The organism is Pleurocapsa sp. CCALA 161 (assembly GCF_003003995.1).
Taxonomy (GTDB): Bacteria; Cyanobacteriota; Cyanobacteriia; order Cyanobacteriales; family Xenococcaceae; genus Waterburya.
In genome coordinates this window covers 39,637-57,886 of the sequence record NZ_PVWF01000018.1, presented here as the reverse complement: position 1 = coordinate 57,886, position 18,250 = coordinate 39,637, and the positions used below count along the sequence as shown (strand labels likewise).

Here is an 18,250-nt window from a genome sequence, read left to right as displayed (position 1 = left end):
ACAAAAAGCTTCTGGTTTTATCTTAGACTTACGGGGCAATCCAGGTGGATTGTTATTCTCTGGTGTAGAAATTGCGCGGATGTGGATGTCTCAAGGAGCGATCGTTTCCACTATTGACCGCAAAGGAGGGAATGAAAAATTCTCTGCTAACGGTAAAGCTTTAACTGACTTACCTTTGGTAGTTTTGGTTGACGGCTATTCTGCCAGCGCCAGTGAGATTCTCACAGGAGCGTTAAAAGAAAACCACCGAGCGACAGTAGTAGGTAGTCGTACTTACGGCAAAGGCACTGTCCAGTCTGTCCATTCTCTCTCCGATGGTTCTGGTTTAGCAGTAACGATCGCTCGTTACTATCCTCCTAGTGGAGTTGATATTAACAAAAAAGGTATTGCCCCCGATATTACGGTTGACTTAAGCCGTGCAGATCAAACTAATCTCAGCACCAATCCAGATTTAGTGGCAACGCCAGCGGATCCTCAATACGCCAAAGCAGTATCAACACTTAAGAGTGAAGCAATTAATACTGGCAGCAAAACTCCAGAGCCTTTGAGCAATAGCCAGGCTAAACCAAACCAGTTAAAAACCAACTAAGCAGGAGTAAAACTTAGCTCTTTTTGAGGAATTCGCGATCGCGCTAGCTGGCTGACGAGATTCTAGAATCTGGTGTATTTTGCTGCTCTTTTGGGCAAATTAATTTATGGTCATTCCTAAAACTTGCGACTAAATTTATTGCTATCAAGACATTTAGATGTAATTAAGACTCCCATTATTTGGGATCGTTGCGGGAGGGAATGGCTGTACACCTTAAGTGGCAGTTTTGGCTGACTAAATCCTCATGACAACAGCAAATGTAGCATCCGTAATTAATTCACCAAGTAATACCCAATCGATTGAAGAAATATCTCTGATTATCGCCGCCCAGGATTTAATTCCCACCACAATCGGTCAAGATTTTCTCAAATTGAGCGGTATTATTCCTCAAGATTGGCAATTAGCTCAACAACCAGTAGTAAATCCTAATTTTGCTCAATTAAATTTCACTAACGGTGTCGGCATTAATGCTCAACCTCGCACCATTACTTTTAGTGAATCTCTCACCAATAAACAATCACAAGACATAGCAATCCAGCAAGTGGCAGGCAAATACGTGGAAAAACTGCCTCACGCCAAATATATGGGCTTGAGCTTTAGTCCTAAAATTTTACTTCCGTTTCCTGCTACTCCTCAAGCAGTGCGTCAATATATAACCGAATCTTTACTCGGTTCAGGGGCATGGAAATTTATTGGCAAAACTCCGCTCCAGGCAGGTATTAACCTTATGTATCATCTAGAAAGATGCCAACTGACGATTAGTATTTCTGAGGCAAAATTACAAAAGCCCCAAGAAAGTCCCATCGCAGCAATTCTTTTTTCAGGTAACTTTAATTACAACGTCAACCTAGGCGCAGTAGAATCATCTAGCATAATGACTCAGATGACTAACTTTCTCAATCACTGGAAAACAGACTTAGAAGAGTTTCGCAACATTGTTCACCAAAAGTTTTTAGACTCGCCTGAAGCTGATGAAACTCAGTTTGTTGGAGGAATGAGCTTATTTCCTGGTCAAACCCTCTAGTTTTTTGGAACAGAACCATTACAATAGTAAGGTTGTCTTTTTAAATTAAATAATATGGCAGTTCCCAAGAAGAAAACTTCTAAATCGAAACGTGATAGTCGTAAAGCGGTTTGGAAGCGTAAAGCTGCGGTAGAAGCTCAAAAAGCTTTATCTTTAGGCAAATCAGTTTTGTCTGGACGTTCTAATAGTTTTGTTTATCCTCAAGATGATGAAGACGAAGACGAAGAATAGATTTTGCTGTGCAAACGTTGACAGGTAAATCAGTAAAATAATGGGTGTGTTTCCTTGTAGATTCGCACTCAGTTTTTGTTGCAGTTTTATTGTTAACCTGTCGTAAATAGAGATTTGTTAAGTAAACTCAAAGGATTAGCTTCGCGTCCGCTGCATCGCTTTGTAACTGAAGCTACTTGGTCTGCGGACGAGATAAATAAGCGTCTTTTAGAGGTGATGAACAAATGCCAAACCAGAATAAGTAGAGGATTAAGCCTGATTATTGATGATTCGGGGCATTGTAAAAGTGGTTGCTTGCTCCGTTTTATACGCTGAGGAAACCGTTGACTCGCGGGCTGTGGGCAATTTCACCGCAGGAGTGGGTCGTCAATATATAGGAGAAATTGGCTTTTCGAGTTTGGTAGTTGCTTCAAGTCGGTGAAACCGCCCAACGCACTACCTCACAAAACAGATAATGACAATGTAGTGGTAACAACCCATCTATAATGATGGAAAAAAAGCCTACCATTAGACATAAAAGTTTGAAAAGGCACATTTCATTCTAGTTTTTTGTGCTTATACTTTTATATGTTATGTTTAAGTCCCGTTAATAGGGTTGAGTCAGGGTGTTTTTAGAAGGATACTGCATAGGGGCGGGTTAGTTGTTTAAACAAGAATAAATGCAAAATCAATTAAGTGACAAAACGATTTTAATTTCAAGTATTCATAATGAAATTGAAAAGATTGTAAACTCTATCGTTGGAGATATAACCCAGCAGAGATTCAAAGATTTTATTCGCCAAAGTTGGGACGAGGGAAAGATTTTATTTAACGTGGATGAATGCTACCATCCTAGTCTCGAACTCATTAATACTTTAGATAAAGATAAACTGTTTGAAACAGCCCCTTTTTATCTACCACATCAACTACCTTCGACATCAACTCTACTATACATGAAAGAGTTTGCAGCAAGGCTTGTTCACGACTCGCCTCATGATGATAAATCTAAAGACATTAAATTTAATGAGTATAATATTGAGCCGCATTACCATGAAGTCGATTCAATTATTATTGCTACATCTAAATACAAATTAACAAGTGCAGATTTTGTGATTCATGACCCAAGATTAGAATTTGATACTGTTGTTAGAATACCCTTTGATTTTGCTAGTGTCGTTTGTTTTCCTCGTTTTGTGAATCACACTTTGATGCCATCAGATGTAGGAATTTCGACACTGAATATAACCGACAAATATATTCAACCACATACTAATAATTTCTCTCAGGTAGCAACCTGCGACTTTGATAAGGCAGTAAAAATGTCTTACTATGATTACCAAAAATTGATGCAGGCAAAATAACTTTGCACGAAAACACAAGATTGATGTACAAGTTAAGGTTTGACAAACTCAGTTTTAGCTTAAAATACTTTTTTAGATAAATTAAGGATTTTTGTTAATACATACTTCTACAATTTTACATTCTCTTAACTCTAGCTCTTGATCGGATACCTCAACCCCAGGAATTTCAATAACCACTGCAAATGCATCGCTAGGGTTTAAGCTTCCACCTTTTTCATCTTTCAATTTGTCATAAATTTTTTCCCAATAGTCCCTAAAATAAAGTGCAAGTCTTTCAGTGGCTATTGCTGTTAGCCCACCATATACCATTATTGTTTTACTGCGAGCTGCAAACTTTGCAAATATCGCATAGTCATACCTTTTATTTTTATTCTGTTTGTAATAACTCCATTTAGTATCTAGAGATAGTTCATTGTGCTTATAAAAGCGACCGCATTTTATCCAGAATAAATTGTATTCTTTCTCATCTGATTTCTTATCTGGAGTTGTACCGACGTAAAAATATTGCCCTTTAGTCAGACTATTAATACTCTTCTCTTTTTGAAGCAAATATAATATGTGAGTTGAAAGTCCTATCAAAATATGATTTTTTTCCTTTTGTTTCTTTTGTTCCAAAAGACCAAGATTGTTTCCGTCCCTTGTATGATTTCCAATCAAATCAGGCATAGGCAAATTGTTGTCATTATATGCATGCGTTATACTTGTATAAGCATTTACATCATTCAAATTTGCGTTGTAAATATTTTTATTTTCGTTTAGAAGATTTTCTGTTGCTTTGTACGGTAAACTCGCGGCCTCAGTCTCATTTTTTGGCTCTAATGCTTTCATAGCATATACTGGAATAATTACTTCTGTAGACTGATCAGTCTTTAAATCTTTATGGTTATGACTTATAAGTGTCAAAAACTTTTGTTTTTTGGATTGATCCTCTCCTGTAATCCCATAGATTAAATCGTTAATCTTCTCAGTAAAAACTCCCTGGGTAAAATCAACAGCATTTCTATCTCCCTTGAGGTAGCGAGGAACTGATTTTTGCTCGAAAGCATTTAAGGGAGCATTTGGGAGAAGCACAGGTATCGGAAAACGTTTTTTTGCGTCTGACCTAATACTTTTGTAAAATTTGTTTAAGAAGGAAAGTTTTTTCTTGTCTTGCCAGAGAGCCGAGTCATGACTGCCAACAAAAACTGCGATTGAATTACATTGCTCTATGCTCTGCTTTTCCCATTCTTTATAATTGCTTTGACCAGGGCATCGATTCTGCTCAGCAGTTCTCACTTTTATTCCTTCTCTGCTTAGTTTTTCTTCAATCTCTTTAACTATATTTTTATCTTCTTCGTCATAGTACAAGAGAACATCATATCGCTCTTCACATGATATCTGATGACTCGAGTTCAACACCTGAGAAGAGTTAGTTGATTGTTGGTTTTCCTTGGCAACAGACCATGCAGAAGCGAAGTACGATTCATTGTCAGACTTATTTTTAGACCATATAGTTATCTTAAATCTCCAGGGTCTTGCTTGTGGACCTCCTCTTTCTGTTATCAGGTCAGTCATAATGCCTAAGAACTTTTGTCCAAAATTTTGGGTCAGGAGCAGACGTATTTGCTCAATTGCCAATGGACAATTTGAATCTGATTGAGTTGCCCAGGTTGATATGGTTTCGAGCGTTGCCTCTACCTTCAGGTAGGGTTTTCCATCTCCCATTTGACACATTTGCACACCTGACTGTCCTGCACGCTCGATTAGGACTGACAAAAGTGTCCAAGCTCGCTTTTCTATAGTCGACCCGTAACTCAACTTTGGCATTGTTTTAAAAAATTATTTGTGAATTATTTGTCTTCTAGTATAGAACGTTTGACGTGAATTTAATACCCCCCAACCAAGAAAATTAGATTTCTGAACATACTGTAGCCCTAAACTATAATGCTTACGCTAAGAGGCTTAAGAGGATTTAAATTTTTAATTCTTGGAAAAATTGAGTTATAAAGTTGTTTCAGCTAATCTAAAGAAGTCCTAAAATAAACCTTTTAAACAAATCAAAACAATGAAAAAGATCATTAAAAAAGCCCTCAGTCTCAGCCCTAATGAAATTTCCTATTATGTTAGCCAGTCATTGTTCTCGAAATTTCCCAACAAAGAATTCATCGAAGGTCATGATTGTGCCTTTAATGTGACAGCTTTTGCCAAGGCAAATCCTTGTATTGTGAAGTCGGCAAGATATTGTTACAACCAGAGCCAGACTACGTGGTATAGGAGCTATGGACTTTACGAAACCCCGGTAAATGGCTATTTTGAGGTCACATGGCAAGAAAATAAGCTCAATTTGCTCTTAATGACGTGGCAACAGGGTTCTCATCCAGTTCAATACTACTGGATTTTAGCTAACACTAAAGAAGTTGCGAACGATTTCTTGAGTGCGGTTTGTAAATCAAATACGAAAGTTAAAGGTGAGAATTTAGTCTATGAAAACGGCGACTGGAGAAAAGATAAAGAACTGTTTGAGTCGATCAAAAGTTCAAATTTTGATAACTTAATTTTGAGCGGGACTCTTAAAGAGGACATTGAAGACGAAATCAGCAGCTTTTTCGCCTCACGTAAAATTTATGAAGATTACGGCGTATCTTGGAAACGTGGCATTTTATTCATTGGATCGCCGGGTAACGGCAAGACTCACACTGTTAAAGCTATAGTTAATCAAGCACAAAAACCCTGTTTGTACGTGAAAAGCTTTAAGTCTTACTGTAGGACTTCCTCTAGTAACATTAGCAGGGTATTTGAGCAGGCACGGCAGATGGCACCTTGTATTATTGTTCTAGAAGATCTCGATTCCTTAATCGATGATAGCAATCGCTCGTCCTTTTTAAACGTAGTTGATGGTTTTGGCTCTAATCAAGGTGTCTTGATTTTAGCGACAACCAATCATCCTGAAAGAATCGACCCAGCGTTGCGCGATCGTGCTGGTCGTTTTGATAGCAAGTATGAGTTTAAATTACCAGGCATAATAGAACGTGCCTCTTATATTGAGCAGTGGAATAATAGTGTCAAAAAATCGCCAAAGCGATCGCCAATGGGTCTATCAGATGCTGGGATCGATCAGATTGCAGAATTAACAGATCAGCTCTCTTTCGCTTCCTTGCAAGAAATGATTCTCTCTTCTACGACGCAATGGGTCAAAACAGCCGCATCAGGGAATATGATCGAAATAATGAGCGATCAAGTTACCAAGATCAAGGACCAAACTAATAGTACAGCTACGTTCGTGCATCAAAAAATACATGAGGCAAAAGTAGCAGATTGGGGAGCTTTGATGGAACTAGCTAGGACATACAATAGTTAAATCTTTACCGTACTTATCGCATTTAGATTCTAGCATGGTTTTGAACTTACTCCACCCAGCATCACTAATTGCTCGGCTGAGTTTACGGTTTTTGACCATGCCAGCTACACGGTAGCATACTAGCTTCAATGGAAATATATTGGCAAAGCCCCCCTACAGGCTGGGATCAAATAGTCACTTGTTAAGTAAACTCGATCGCTGGCCCATAGGGAACTATGCCACTAGGATTAATGTGGGGATGGCTTTGATAATAATGCAGCTTGATATGTTCAAGATTGCAGGTGGATTTTACTTGAGGATGTTGATAAATTTTCTTGACATAGTTCCATAGATTTGGATAGTCCCAAATGTGGCGCAGATTGCATTTGAAATGCACATAATAGACTGCATCAAAACGAAAGAGGGTAGTAAACATACAAATATCTGCTTCGGTTAAACTGTCTCCACACAGATAATCTTGTTTTGCCAGCATATCTTCCCAGTAATCTAGAGCAGCAAACAATTTTTTAACTGCCTCTTCGTAAGCCTCTTGGGATTTGGCAAATCCAGCTTTATAGACTCCATTATTAATGGGGTCATAAATATCGTCGATCGCTCGATCTATTGTCTCCTGCAATTCATGGGGATATAGATTGATTTGGTTTTGAGCTATGTCTCCAAACTGGGTATCCAACATGCGGATAATTTCACGAGACTCATTGTTCACTATAGATCCAGTTTGTTTGTCCCATAAGATTGGGACTGTAACTCTTCCCGTATATTTTGCATCGGCGATCGCATATACTTCTCTTAAATACCTGGCGTGATTCACCGTATCAGGAATAGTTCCTGGAAAGTTATTAAATTCCCAACCATCTTGTGCCATCAAAGGATCGACTACAGAAATACTTATTGCCTCCGTTAATCCTTTCAACTGACGCATAATTAAAGTGCGATGCGCCCAAGGACAGGCGTAGGAGACATAAAGATGATAGCGGTTGGCAACGGCGGGAAAACCGCTCGAACCATCGGCAGTAATCTGATGGCGAAAGGTAGTCGGATTACGTTGAAAGCGTCCTTTTTTATCCTGTTGATACTCTTCGTTCGTCCATGTTCCTTCGACCATCATTCCCGTAGCCATAGTTACCCCAGGTTAATTAATACAGATTATTTAAACACTGTAGTTTAACTCTTGCTATCTGGCTTAAGTCAGATTTTGGCAATTGCTGAGTCCATGAAACAAGAGGTGGCAAGGATCGGCAATTAACACAGGCAATCTCGTTTTTTCAAACTAAAACGATAACCATTGGGTAAAATATGCAATTTAGCACCGCAGATTGCTAAAGCTTCATCATGTAGAGATTCTTTTAAGTTAGTATGACTAATATTAGCTACATCAACAATAGTGACTGCACCTTCGCCCAGGACTTCAATTTCATCTCCGTTAACGGCGATCGCTGTATTTTCATCAATGCCAAAACCTAAGACGGCAGGTTGTTGAATTAAGGCAGACACAAATCGACCTAATCTTCCTCTTTGGGAAAAATGCTGATCGATCGCTACTTGGCTTAAAAAACCCATTCCTGGCTCTAAAGTAACTGTATCCAGACGAGGATTAGTCTCTCCCTCTCCTTCGACAATCATAATGTCAGCCATCATAGCCGCACCTGCGCTTGTACCTGCTATTACCAAACCCTGCTCAAATTTTTGGTGAAGTAAGTCATCAATTGCAGTGTCTTTAAGCACATTAGTAATACGTGCCTGATCGCCTCCTGTAAAAAACACTCCAGTGGCATTTTCAATCACTTCTAGATTACCTGAGTCACTGGCATCTTCTCTTTGTTCAGTATCAACAATTTTTACTCGATCTGCACCCAACTTTTCAAATAAATATCGATAGTCTGAACCGACTTCCCCTGGCAAAGATGTTGCTACAGTCATGATGACAATTTTGGCATCTCTACCTCCTGCACGACGGATAAACTCCCTGAGTATTTGACATTCCCCTTCTTTATCTTCCGCACCACCAATGATAATTAACTGTCCTGATTGAGATTTGTTAACAGCATCTGCGTCATTGTCGCTCTTTTTTGACTCAACTATCACCATAACTCTACTATCTTGCCTAAATAATAATATTGATTTTTTAATAAACCATATTTATAGAAAAATTTGCTACTTCTAAAGATATATTTTAAAATCGCTTAAATAGATAAGTAACCATTAAAGATAAATAGGTCTTGATCCCTAGGTTTATAAGCTTAAATTGAATTGTCCTATTTATATAGAAAAAAGCTTTAGTAAGTGTTTGTATTTTTGTTTTAGTTGTTTGAGTAAATAAACCTTATAGGTATTATTGACGCAAGGCTACTAATCTTTTTTCTGGCGGTTTTAGCATTAATGTGACCATAGTTTGTTTAGAGAATTGAGAAATCATAATTTTGTCCCTTGCAAAACCTTTATGATTGATAGAAGCGAGTTAATCTAGAAGTATTGCTTAAGCATCTGCTATTTTTGATGTTCATGATTTAAGTTATGTCCAGAAAATTTTTTGAGAAACCAGAACTATCCCAAAGCGATCGCGTTCCTCCTGGTCAGTATTTAGCCAAGGGTTTTCCTGTGCTTTCTTATGGAGAAACTCCCCAGGTCAGTACGGATCAGTGGTTATTTAAGGTCTGGGGACTAGTAGAGAACAAATCTTTCGACTGGTCGGATTTGATGAATTTACCTCAGCAAGAGTTTACTGCCGATTTTCACTGTGTAACTCGTTGGTCAAAGCTAGACGTTACCTGGAGGGGAGTAAAAATTACCGATCTATTTGCTGCGCTGAAGATCGACCCCAAAGCGACCCATGTTTTACAGCACTGCTATGGTGGCTATACGACCAACTTAAGCTTAGAAGACTTTGCTCGACCCGAAAACTTTCTGGCTCATACTCTCAATGGCGAGCCTTTACCTGCGGATCATGGTGGGCCTTTGCGGTCGGTAGTGCCTCATCTCTATGCTTGGAAAAGTGCCAAGTGGATTAACGGTATTGAGTTCTTGGACCACGATGAAGCGGGATTCTGGGAACGGAATGGCTATCATATGCGAGGTGAACCCTGGGCAGAACAACGTTATGGAGGACGGTGATTTTTGCTTGCCTTAAGTTTTTTTGACACAAGAAGTTTTGCTTTAGGTACTTATGAACAATGAACCAAAGAATTTTAAGGTAGGCGATCGCGTTAAGATCATAGCTCTACCTGCCTATATTAAAACCGCAGAACCAATGCCCATGTTGCGATCGCCTGATGTTCTAGCTATTGGCGAAGCAGGTACGATCTTAGATCGTCGTCCTGGAGGTTATTATGGGATTCGTTTTGTTCAAGGGGCTTTTTTATTAGAGAGTCAATACCTTAAATTAATGGAAAATTAATCACTAAATAATTAATAATTAAATAGCCAACAGTAACTAGTTTCTGTCATGGAAGTATCCGAATTAAAGCGTAGTATCGAAGCGATCGCCTTACGCCTGGGTAAAACTCAGGAATATCTTTGACCCTCCTGCAATTAGGGCTAAAGTTCAAGATTTGGAGCAAAGAGCAGCACAGCCTGAATTTTGGGACGATCAGACTACAGCACAGCAAGTTTTACAAGAATTAAATGATTCCAAGTCAAGTTTGGAGCAGTATCAACGTTGGCAGAATATTCTCGAAGATGCCAAAGCGATCGCTGAATTATTGGAATTAGAATTAGACGAATCCCTGGCTACGGAAGCTCAAACTAGCCTAGAACAGTTAAACCAAGAGTTAGAACTCTGGGATCTCCAGCAACTTTTATCTGGCACTTATGACACCAAAGGCGCAGTATTAACTATTAATGCTGGCGCAGGAGGGACAGATGCTCAAGATTGGGCAGAAATGCTCTTGCGCATGTATACCCGCTGGGGAGAGAAAGAAGGCTACAAAGTTCGTCTAGCCGAATCTTCGGCGGGAGATGAAGCAGGTATTAAATCCGCTACTCTAGAAATTGACGGACGCTATGCCTACGGCTATTTAAAAGGTGAAAAAGGTACTCACCGTCTAGTTAGAATTTCTCCCTTTAATGCTAACGGTAAGCGACAAACTAGCTTTGCGGGAGTGGAAGTAATGCCCAATTTAGGCGATGAAGCATTAAAGTTAGAGATTCCCGATAAGGATTTAGAGATTAAGACTTCTCGTTCTGGTGGCGCGGGTGGGCAAAATGTCAATAAGGTAGAAACAGCGGTACAAATCGTTCATCTACCGACTAAAATTGCTGTGCGCTGTACTGAAGAGCGATCGCAATTGCAAAATAAAGAACGCGCCTTAGCTCTCTTGAAAGCCAAACTACTAATTATCGCAGAAGAACAACGAGCGCAGGAAATCGCCGAAATTCGCGGTGATATTGTCGAAGCTGCTTGGGGAAATCAAATTCGTAACTATGTTTTTCATCCCTACCAAATGGTCAAGGATTTACGCACTGAAACTGAGACAACTGACGTTAACGGCGTAATGGATGGCAATTTGAACTTTTTAATTGAAGCTTATTTAAGACAGGAAAATCAATTGAGCTAACAATAAATAGCTCTACAAAACGATAGAAATTGGAATGTAAAGCTATTAAAAATTGATATTTTGATTTATCAAAAGCTGTAAGCTGTAAGCTCTAAGCTAGAGGGTTTAAAACCCCTACCAAACAAAGTTTGGTAGTCTACTGTACAATCAGGAGTAGTTTAAAACTATTTCTGATTGGCTTATAGCTTATAGCTTTGCTCGTTTATTTTTTCAAATTGTATATATTTGTTTCCAAAATACTTGTATTTTTGATTAATGTAATAGCTGAGTTTTTACACGAATCAGGCGCTGCATTTACTGGCATCATAGATATCATTAATGTAGGGAAGATAAACAGAGTGCTTGATAATATCTTGACAGCAAAATTAGAGTTTTTCATAGTCGATGTCGATCATCAAATAAGTTATTTGATCATATTTTCGACATTTGCTTTTGAAAAAGGCACGATCTAAATCAATGTTACTGGTGATTTTGTTCCAAGCTGATATAACTCTGATGGTTTGAGAGGATGTCTGACTAAACCGAGACGCGATCGCCAATCGTTTCCAACTAATCAGATGCTAACATTACTTGTTTGACTTATTTTTCTGCTCAATAACTGCCTGACGAAAGCCTAAAACTACTAAGATATTTGACAAAGTTAAAAATAGTTCAGCACTACCATGTAGCCAATCTACATTGGCTAATTCTTTTCCATAATGTACTTGGGCATAAATTCCCGCAGGAATTGTCACCGCCACAAAAATCAACAGTACATAAAAACCAATTAAGGCTAAACGCGGTGTTTTGCCTGAACGAGTCATAAACCATAAGAAACCTAGATAGGGAAACAAAGAAATAGCAAATAGACTTTCTTTATTCATGTTCAACTACCCTTGTCTCATCCTTCGATGACTTTGTTCCATTACGCCAGATTCCCCAGGCTGCTATACATACGGTAAAATTACCCACTACCGTCATTGCTGCTTGAAGAATCACAAGCCAGTCTAAGGATTGGGTATTGTCAAAAAAGTGCCAGGTACAGGCACACATAGCACTAACTAAGGCTGGTAACATTGCAAAAGATAAGTTATACCAGGCGCGATCGCCCGTAACTTCTCCATACTGCCAAATATAATAAATTGCAGCAGCCCATTCTAAAACACTAGAGACATGAACTATCCAAGTAGGAATTGATAATGCGTACATTAATTACTGATTATTTGCGAAGCTTATACCATATGCGGAGCTGTGATGCAAAGGACGCGAAGGACGCGAAGGACGCGAAGCTAATCCTTTAGGGCTAATCCTTTAGGAGAATGTCTTTTAGGACTGATTACTAATTGCTGTACTAGTTTCAATGAATAAAATCGAGAGGATTGCTACAGGTTCATACAGCGTTCTTTTTTTTCAAACAAATTCTCTTTGATCTTAATAAAATACAGCTTAAGAATACTTCTCTACAATAAAGCTTCTAATTCTCCTTTTCTTTCTAAAGTATAAATATCATCACATCCGCCAATATGGCGATCGTCAATAAAGATTTGTGGTACGCTCGATCTGCCATTAGCTCTTAATCTCATTTTATCTCTAGCATCTTCATCACCATCAATACAATATTCTGTATACTCAACTCCTTTTCGATCCAATAGTCCTTTTGCTCGGACACAAAACGGACAACGACTCCAGGTATATATTTCTACTTTTGCTGCCATAATTAAATGCAAGTATTAAGTTTTATTGCGATTATATTATCTTAAACTGATTTGTCCCAATCAAAAATTACCATCGACAGCAGTTCTTGTGAACTCGGTGAAAATAATGGACTTTGAGTAACTGCACTTCTGCCTCCAAGCATCACTTTTGTCTGGTTTTTTCTACCTTAAGAACGGTACAAAACTCTCGTGAAAATTCTAAGATCGAAGTGTTACGAGACTTAATGATTCATTCAAGATAGGTAGTAAGAGGTATTAAATCATGTCGGAATCAAGCAAAGAAAGAATTGTTGCCGATTTAAAGCAGGCAAAACAAACGGGAGAACTAAAAACCGAAAGGATTCGCGAAATTATTAAAAATGCGATCGCCGAAACAGTCTCTGAAGTTAAGTCGGGTAGAAGTGAAATCGTTAACTTAGTACAGGATGCGATCGCTGCTGTGACAGAAACTGTCAAAGAATCTGGTGGCGAAGTTAAAGAAGAAGTGACGGCATCCATTCAGGGAGTAATTGATGGTGTTAGTCAAGCCAGAAGAGAGAAAATTGCGCAAACTCAATCGGAAATCACTACTTTAGAGGCTCAAGTAGTTGAAGACGAGCAAAAATTACAAACTGAAATTGATGAGGCTTTGGCAGAAGTTAAAACCAACAGTGATACTCAACCTGATAAGGTTAAAGAGGCGATCGCCGAAGCGCTAATTAATATCAGTAATAGTGAAGAATTTGCTATTCTGCAAAAACACTATGCTCGTCTTAAAGCACAAATCGCTGTACTACAGGCAAATTTAGCCAATCGCTATGGTGAACAGTATGGAGAAGTTGGCAAATATCTAGAAGACGCAAAGGTATGGTACAACAAAGCCAAAGAAGATCCAGAAGTTTTTACCGAACCAACTAAGCGCAAAAGAGCAGAATTTGAAGAGAAGTTAGGATCGACAGGTAGTGCTGTAGCACGCAAGGAGAAACAGGTAAAGCAGCTATTAAAGGAACTTTGGCACGAAGTTAGAGAAATTTTTCAGGAAAAAAATTCCTAGTATGATTTTCAGTAAACTAAAGCATAGTTTTTGACTAGATGGCAGAAGCGATCCTACATCGACTTTATTGGTAATTAAGATCAGCTTCTCTCGATCAAGCGATCGCTTTAACCTGGCTGTAAACCTCAATCTGAATTTTGAGCAGAACGTTCTCTATCCATAACAATTTTCCATACTTCTGACCAACGTTCCTCAATCAGATTTCTCATTTTTGCTGATTGCCATTCGGGAAGTTTATTTTTATTGTTCTTGTTAGATGGGTTCATGATTACTTTTTGTTAATTAACTATTAGTAATATTTGGAATTAGTCATGAGGTTTATTTAGTCAGTAATCGGCAAAATAACATGTAAGTACTGAAGCAGTGGTCGACTTACCAGATATCAATAACCTATCATTTTTGAAAGTTTATTGCAAATATTTATCAATAAATTAATTATTAAAAAGTATTACAATATTTTTCCAAAAAGATTAAGCTAATTAAAAATTCAGGGGATTCTGCCGATTACACAAAAAGCTTAAAAGCTATATTTACATATATATACGTAGATAGTAAATTGCTTCTAAGTGAAATTACTCACGAAATACAGCAGAGTTCAATTTTGTCATAAAAATTAATATTTATTCAGTCATAGCGAAAAGGCTCTTTTTAAGCTTTTTTCGTCACCTACAGGCGAAAAAAATTAATCGGTTTTTGTACTACAAATGCATTAATAATGTTTAAATATCTTTGTTATCAACAGTTACAAAGATTACAATGTTTTTTTGCTTAAGATCATTGAGTTGATGATTGAAAATTTTGGCAATATCATAGCTTTTGAGCCTTGGTAAAAGGACAATAAGCTGTTACCTTGGCAGCTTGGAAAAATTTCAGTAGATAAAGAAAGATTGTAGAGGAAAACATATGTCATCGATCGTAGTAAATCTTGATGTTGCCGATTTTAACGGTGAAGGATTAGATATTATTGGAACAGAAAATGCAGACGTTTTATATGGCACCAACGATGGTGAACTAATGAATGGCTTGGCTGGGGATGATTTTCTTTCAGCTAGTGATGGAGATGATTTTATCCTTGGTGGCGCTGACAACGATACTATCGGTGGTGGCGATGGTGATGATAGCGTCTTGGGAGGAACAGGTGGCGATTTAATTTTCGCCTACACAGGTGATGATGTAATTCATGGTGGTGAAGGCAACGACATTATCCGTGGTGGTGAAGGCGACGATATTATCTTTGGTGGTGAAGGCAAAGACATTTTTGTATTTGACCTAGAAAACTTTGAAGATGGTTCAATGGACACAGTTGCTGATTTTGACATCGATCAGGATCAGGTTTCTATCCAAGGTTTGTCAAACAACAACTCAGTTAACTTCGATGCTGCTACTGGAATAGTTTCCATAGATGGTGAAGAAGTAATTAAATTTGAAGATCTAGATGCTTCTGTAAATTCTACCGAAGATTTTGAGTTGCTTTAAACTGTAAATTACAGTTATCTTTTTGCTTAAGATATTACTGTTTATCTAAGTATAAACAATGATATTTTTTTGAAGTCGGCACATAATTTTATTGTGCCGTTTTTTGTGCGATCGCAATCTTAAAAACTAGCTTGAAATCATATTTCCATAATTATGTGGACATGATACTTTTTTCAAAAATAACGAGAAACTTAGTAAATATGTCTTGTTAACAAGATGAATATGTTCATCAGTGCCTCTAGTTATATTACTTACATTAAACTTGCGTATATTTACTATTATTAACTAATTATTAATGAATAAAGACAATTGACGATATTTAGGTTATAAATATCATTTAATTAGAGTATTTAAAAATATTGAAATTGATAGATTAAAATTCTAACTCATAAAATTCAATCAAAAATAACCTTGATATCATTAGTTGCTTAAACAAATATTTTTTGCTTGTTCAACAACTTTTATTATTAACATTAAGCCAAAACTATAGTCAAAGACAAAGCAAATTCCGAGCATCTTTCGCTGCAAGAAAGTGTGACAGACTTCTCTAAGTCTTCAGCTGCCAATCTAAGTTCAAGTACACTGAGTCAACAAGCTAATCAACAAAAATGCCCCATAAGTCTTTAGAGTCTAATTTGACTAACTCAGAGCTGGTTCATGCTTCGGCCGATGATAACAGCATTGATCTATCATCTCGGCAAAGCGAGCAGTTTGTTTTACTGCCTCGTGTCGGTCAAACAGAGGTAAATTTACTCCCTTCAGAAGGAATGCCTGCTGCGGAATTATATATTCAACAAGCCTTATTGTATTTTGAACAACAGCAATGGTCAGAAAGTATTGCTGCTTGTCAGGAAGCATTAAGAGTTCAGCCTAAAATGGCAATGGCATATAAGATTTGGGGAAATTGTCTTCAATGTTCAGGTAGAAGCGCCGAAGCAATCGGCATTTATGCCAAAGCTCTTGAAGCTAAAGCCGACATGGCAGAGATTTACTGCAATTTAGGCAGTATTTATGCTCGACAAAGAAAATGGCAGCAGGCAATTGAACATTATCAAAAATCCAGCACAATTAATCCAGATTTTGCCCTCCCATATCGTAATTTGGCTAGAGTCTGGAATGAACTAGGAGAAGAGCATAAGTCTGCTGAGTGCTTCTTTATGGCGATCGCCATTCAACCGAATATGCTGTCGCCACAGAATCACTTTAACTTAGCAAATAATCTACTCGCAGAAGGAAATAGGCAGCAGGCGATCGCCTGCTATAAAAGTTGTGTAGATCTCGATCCCAATTTTCTAAACGCCTATGCAAGATTAGCGGATGCCTTGGAACAAGATGGTCAGACGGAACTTGCTTTGTCTTATTATCAAAAACTTGCTCAACTACAAACAGAACCTAGCTTACCGCCAGCTCAATCAAAATCTTGGCAGCAAATCAGCGCCCTGCTTAACCCTGATGCGCCTACAGCCTCTAATACTCAATCAGTAATGAGTAGGCTCCCCGAAAGTAAAGCTGCGAATCCACCTCAACTACAGCCAGCCACAACCACCACAGAAGATAAAATCAAACTATATCTTCAAGCAGCAGCTCAACAGCCTAATTCAGCATCAATTCTGTTTGAGCTAGGTCAACTATATTTTGCACAGCAGCAGTGGCAAAAAGCAATTGTTTGTTATCAGAAAGCAACCAAACTTGCCCCCCAAGAAGCCCAGTATTACATCCATCTAGGTAAAGCCTGGTCAAAAATTAATAATCATGACCAAGCCAATTTAGCCTACTATCAAGGCTTCAGCCTTAACCCTCAAGAAGCCTCAGCCAAAAATCACTATTTACTAGGAGATAAGCTACTCCAACACAATCGAGTTGAAGAAGCGATCGCCTGTTATCGTCGAGCTATCAGTAATAAGTCTGATTTTATTGAGGCTTATTGGCGCATCGGCGAAATTACCACTAAACAGGGAGATTTTCAGACAGCCTTAAGTTGTTATCGTCGAGCAGCAAAAATTGCGCCAGAGCAAGCACAAAACTATGTTTTCATCGGGAAAACCCTCGCCCAGCTAGGTAACTGGCAGGAAACAATAGCTTATTTTCAGCAGGCAGCTACCTTAGAACCAAACAATGCAGATATATACTGCAATTTAGGCGAATCTTTGACTAAGTTAGAGCGATATGCTGAAGCAGTAAAAATTCTCCGACAGGCTATCAGCAAAAATCCCGAATCTTGGCAGGCTTATTATCAATTAGGTAATAGCTTGAGCCAGCAGCAATTATGGCAGGAGGCAATCGGCGCATATGAAAAGGCGATCCTCTTTAATAATAATTCTGGTTATGCATATCACGGCTTAGGTCAAGCTTATTTAGAATTGCAACAGTGGCAAGAAGCAGTAAATGCCTATACCAAGTCAATTAAGCTTGGTTCGACTTCCTCCTGGTCACATTATGGTTTAGGTTCGGCTTTGCTGGAACTAAAACAATGGCAGCCAGCAGCAGAGGCATTAAGTAATTCAATTGAATTACATCCTGATTTTGATTGGGCGCACCATAAATTGGGCGATGTCAAGGCAGAGCTTCAAGACTGGGATGGGGCAGTTAGTGCCTATCGACGTGCTTTAGAAATTACTCCAGATCTGCCGAAGACGGAAGACAAGCTCAGTGATGTGCTGCGACAAAGATCAAACTCGGATCTAGAAAAAGTTAAGCAATACTATCAAAAATCCCTCGAACAAGAACCTGAAGATGAGACTGCCTATTTCAAAGCTCTAGAAGTATCCCCCGACGATCCCGAAATCTATGGCAAATTAGCTGGATTGTATCAATCTCAGGGAAATTCTGACCAGGCGATCGCCTTTTATAAGATCGCTTTACAGATCCAGCCCGACAATCTGGAAATCGCCACCAAGCTTAAAAAGTTGCAATCCCAACTTATATAGTTAGTTTTGCCGAAATTTTTGCGCCAACTCACCTAGCCAGCACAAC

18 protein-coding genes and 2 pseudogenes are annotated in these 18,250 nt (G+C 38.4%); 12 read left to right on the top strand and 8 right to left on the bottom strand.

All coding sequences use genetic code 11. The annotated features are described in order from the left end of the window. The 5 genes and pseudogenes from C7B62_RS06630 to C7B62_RS06610 all read left to right on the top strand — a co-directional run. Positions 1-589: S41 family peptidase (locus tag C7B62_RS06630; protein WP_233219841.1), on the top strand; the 589-nt coding region annotated here is incomplete at its 5' end. A gap of 244 nt (positions 590-833) precedes the next feature. Further along, entirely contained in the window at positions 834-1,613 is a 780-nt protein-coding gene (locus C7B62_RS06625; protein WP_106233825.1) for a hypothetical protein, read from the top strand. Between the two features lie 54 nt (positions 1,614-1,667). Continuing rightward, on the top strand, positions 1,668-1,844 hold the full coding sequence (gene rpmF / locus C7B62_RS06620) for a 50S ribosomal protein L32 (protein ID WP_106233823.1): 177 nt from the start codon (positions 1,668-1,670) through the stop codon (positions 1,842-1,844). A gap of 150 nt (positions 1,845-1,994) precedes the next feature. Beyond that, positions 1,995-2,232: pseudogene (locus C7B62_RS06615) on the top strand (hypothetical protein); the annotation flags it as partial. 271 nt (positions 2,233-2,503) lie between these two features. Continuing rightward, positions 2,504-3,184, top strand: a complete 681-nt coding sequence (locus C7B62_RS06610; RefSeq protein WP_106233821.1) for a hypothetical protein — start codon at positions 2,504-2,506, stop codon at positions 3,182-3,184. A gap of 81 nt (positions 3,185-3,265) precedes the next feature. Here the strand turns inward: C7B62_RS06610 and C7B62_RS06605 are convergent, their stop codons facing one another. Beyond that, on the bottom strand, positions 3,266-4,990 hold the full coding sequence (locus C7B62_RS06605; RefSeq protein ID WP_106233819.1) for a TIR domain-containing protein: 1,725 nt from the start codon (positions 4,988-4,990) through the stop codon (positions 3,266-3,268). Positions 4,991-5,228: 238 nt separating this feature from the next. On the opposite strand from C7B62_RS06605, the gene C7B62_RS06600 reads away from it, so the two are divergent. Next, positions 5,229-6,521: an ATP-binding protein gene (locus tag C7B62_RS06600; RefSeq protein WP_106233818.1), complete on the top strand. Its 1,293-nt coding sequence runs from the start codon at positions 5,229-5,231 to the stop codon at positions 6,519-6,521. Here the strand turns inward: C7B62_RS06600 and C7B62_RS27085 are convergent. The 3 genes and pseudogenes from C7B62_RS27085 to C7B62_RS06585 all read right to left on the bottom strand — a co-directional run. Continuing rightward, a pseudogene (locus C7B62_RS27085) lies at positions 6,510-6,626 on the bottom strand (RNA-guided endonuclease TnpB family protein); the annotation flags it as partial. The gene C7B62_RS06600 and the pseudogene C7B62_RS27085 sit on opposite strands and share 12 nt — an antisense overlap. Positions 6,627-6,702: 76 nt before the next feature. Further along, positions 6,703-7,641: a glutathione S-transferase family protein gene (locus C7B62_RS06590; RefSeq protein WP_106233817.1), complete on the bottom strand. Its 939-nt coding sequence runs from the start codon at positions 7,639-7,641 to the stop codon at positions 6,703-6,705. A 122-nt stretch (positions 7,642-7,763) separates the two neighbouring features. Next, on the bottom strand, positions 7,764-8,609 hold the full coding sequence (locus C7B62_RS06585; RefSeq protein WP_106233816.1) for a cyanophycinase: 846 nt from the start codon (positions 8,607-8,609) through the stop codon (positions 7,764-7,766). Between the two features lie 426 nt (positions 8,610-9,035). Between C7B62_RS06585 and C7B62_RS06580 the strand changes: the two genes are divergently transcribed. The 3 genes from C7B62_RS06580 (at position 9,036) to prfB (ending at position 11,074) form a co-directional block, all read left to right on the top strand. Then, complete coding sequence (locus C7B62_RS06580) at positions 9,036-9,632, top strand: sulfite oxidase-like oxidoreductase (protein ID WP_106233815.1); 597 nt, start codon at positions 9,036-9,038, stop codon at positions 9,630-9,632. Between the two features lie 52 nt (positions 9,633-9,684). After that, positions 9,685-9,915: a regulatory protein SipA gene (gene sipA / locus C7B62_RS06575; RefSeq protein ID WP_106233814.1), complete on the top strand. Its 231-nt coding sequence runs from the start codon at positions 9,685-9,687 to the stop codon at positions 9,913-9,915. Between the two features lie 48 nt (positions 9,916-9,963). Continuing rightward, positions 9,964-11,074, top strand: a protein-coding gene (gene prfB, locus C7B62_RS06570; protein WP_146132057.1) for a peptide chain release factor 2 whose coding sequence is annotated in 2 segments (ribosomal slippage) — positions 9,964-10,035 and positions 10,037-11,074 — 1,110 coding nt in all. Because the reading frame shifts where the segments join, the coding sequence is not laid out codon by codon here. 566 nt (positions 11,075-11,640) lie between these two features. Here prfB and C7B62_RS06560 read toward each other — a convergent pair. The 3 genes from C7B62_RS06560 to grxC form a co-directional block, all read right to left on the bottom strand. After that, on the bottom strand, positions 11,641-11,937 hold the full coding sequence (locus C7B62_RS06560) for a DUF3593 domain-containing protein (RefSeq protein ID WP_106233811.1): 297 nt from the start codon (positions 11,935-11,937) through the stop codon (positions 11,641-11,643). After that, positions 11,930-12,262 (bottom strand): DUF2499 domain-containing protein, encoded by a 333-nt coding sequence (locus tag C7B62_RS06555; protein WP_106233810.1) that lies wholly within the window; start codon positions 12,260-12,262, stop codon positions 11,930-11,932. Before C7B62_RS06555 ends, C7B62_RS06560 begins: the two co-directional genes overlap by 8 nt. A 251-nt stretch (positions 12,263-12,513) precedes the next feature. Beyond that, positions 12,514-12,768, bottom strand: a complete 255-nt coding sequence (grxC, locus tag C7B62_RS06550; protein WP_106233809.1) for a glutaredoxin 3 — start codon at positions 12,766-12,768, stop codon at positions 12,514-12,516. 262 nt (positions 12,769-13,030) lie between these two features. Here grxC and C7B62_RS06545 point away from each other — a divergent pair, with 262 nt between their 5' ends. Further along, positions 13,031-13,801 (top strand): histidine kinase, encoded by a 771-nt coding sequence (locus C7B62_RS06545; RefSeq protein WP_106233808.1) that lies wholly within the window; start codon positions 13,031-13,033, stop codon positions 13,799-13,801. A gap of 125 nt (positions 13,802-13,926) precedes the next feature. Here the strand turns inward: C7B62_RS06545 and C7B62_RS25615 are convergent, their stop codons facing one another. Then, a complete protein-coding gene (locus tag C7B62_RS25615) occupies positions 13,927-14,067 on the bottom strand; it encodes a hypothetical protein (RefSeq protein WP_158260638.1) in 141 nt (46 codons plus the stop codon). Between the two features lie 637 nt (positions 14,068-14,704). On the opposite strand from C7B62_RS25615, the gene C7B62_RS06540 reads away from it, so the two are divergent. Continuing rightward, on the top strand, positions 14,705-15,277 hold the full coding sequence (locus tag C7B62_RS06540; protein WP_106233807.1) for a calcium-binding protein: 573 nt from the start codon (positions 14,705-14,707) through the stop codon (positions 15,275-15,277). A gap of 608 nt (positions 15,278-15,885) precedes the next feature. Beyond that, positions 15,886-18,204: a tetratricopeptide repeat protein gene (locus C7B62_RS06535; RefSeq protein WP_106233806.1), complete on the top strand. Its 2,319-nt coding sequence runs from the start codon at positions 15,886-15,888 to the stop codon at positions 18,202-18,204. The last annotated feature ends 46 nt before the right edge of the window (positions 18,205-18,250 follow it).

Excerpts from the sequence above, each read along its gene's own strand:
- C7B62_RS06605 (WP_106233819.1), bottom strand. The coding sequence starts at position 4,990 with ATGCCAAAGTTGAGTTACGGGTCGACTATAGAAAAGCGAGCTTGGACA.
- C7B62_RS06600 (WP_106233818.1), top strand. The coding sequence starts at position 5,229 with ATGAAAAAGATCATTAAAAAAGCCCTCAGTCTCAGCCCTAATGAAATT.
- C7B62_RS25615 (WP_158260638.1), bottom strand. The coding sequence starts at position 14,067 with ATGAACCCATCTAACAAGAACAATAAAAATAAACTTCCCGAATGGCAA.
- C7B62_RS06580 (WP_106233815.1), top strand. The coding sequence starts at position 9,036 with ATGTCCAGAAAATTTTTTGAGAAACCAGAACTATCCCAAAGCGATCGC.
- C7B62_RS06545 (WP_106233808.1), top strand. The coding sequence starts at position 13,031 with ATGTCGGAATCAAGCAAAGAAAGAATTGTTGCCGATTTAAAGCAGGCA.
- C7B62_RS06560 (WP_106233811.1), bottom strand. The coding sequence starts at position 11,937 with ATGAATAAAGAAAGTCTATTTGCTATTTCTTTGTTTCCCTATCTAGGT.
- C7B62_RS06535 (WP_106233806.1), top strand. The coding sequence starts at position 15,886 with ATGCCCCATAAGTCTTTAGAGTCTAATTTGACTAACTCAGAGCTGGTT.
- C7B62_RS06540 (WP_106233807.1), top strand. The coding sequence starts at position 14,705 with ATGTCATCGATCGTAGTAAATCTTGATGTTGCCGATTTTAACGGTGAA.
- C7B62_RS06610 (WP_106233821.1), top strand. The coding sequence starts at position 2,504 with ATGCAAAATCAATTAAGTGACAAAACGATTTTAATTTCAAGTATTCAT.
- C7B62_RS06625 (WP_106233825.1), top strand. The coding sequence starts at position 834 with ATGACAACAGCAAATGTAGCATCCGTAATTAATTCACCAAGTAATACC.
- sipA (WP_106233814.1), top strand. The coding sequence starts at position 9,685 with ATGAACAATGAACCAAAGAATTTTAAGGTAGGCGATCGCGTTAAGATC.
- rpmF (WP_106233823.1), top strand. The coding sequence starts at position 1,668 with ATGGCAGTTCCCAAGAAGAAAACTTCTAAATCGAAACGTGATAGTCGT.
- C7B62_RS06590 (WP_106233817.1), bottom strand. The coding sequence starts at position 7,641 with ATGGCTACGGGAATGATGGTCGAAGGAACATGGACGAACGAAGAGTAT.
- C7B62_RS06555 (WP_106233810.1), bottom strand. The coding sequence starts at position 12,262 with ATGTACGCATTATCAATTCCTACTTGGATAGTTCATGTCTCTAGTGTT.
- grxC (WP_106233809.1), bottom strand. The coding sequence starts at position 12,768 with ATGGCAGCAAAAGTAGAAATATATACCTGGAGTCGTTGTCCGTTTTGT.
- C7B62_RS06585 (WP_106233816.1), bottom strand. The coding sequence starts at position 8,609 with ATGGTGATAGTTGAGTCAAAAAAGAGCGACAATGACGCAGATGCTGTT.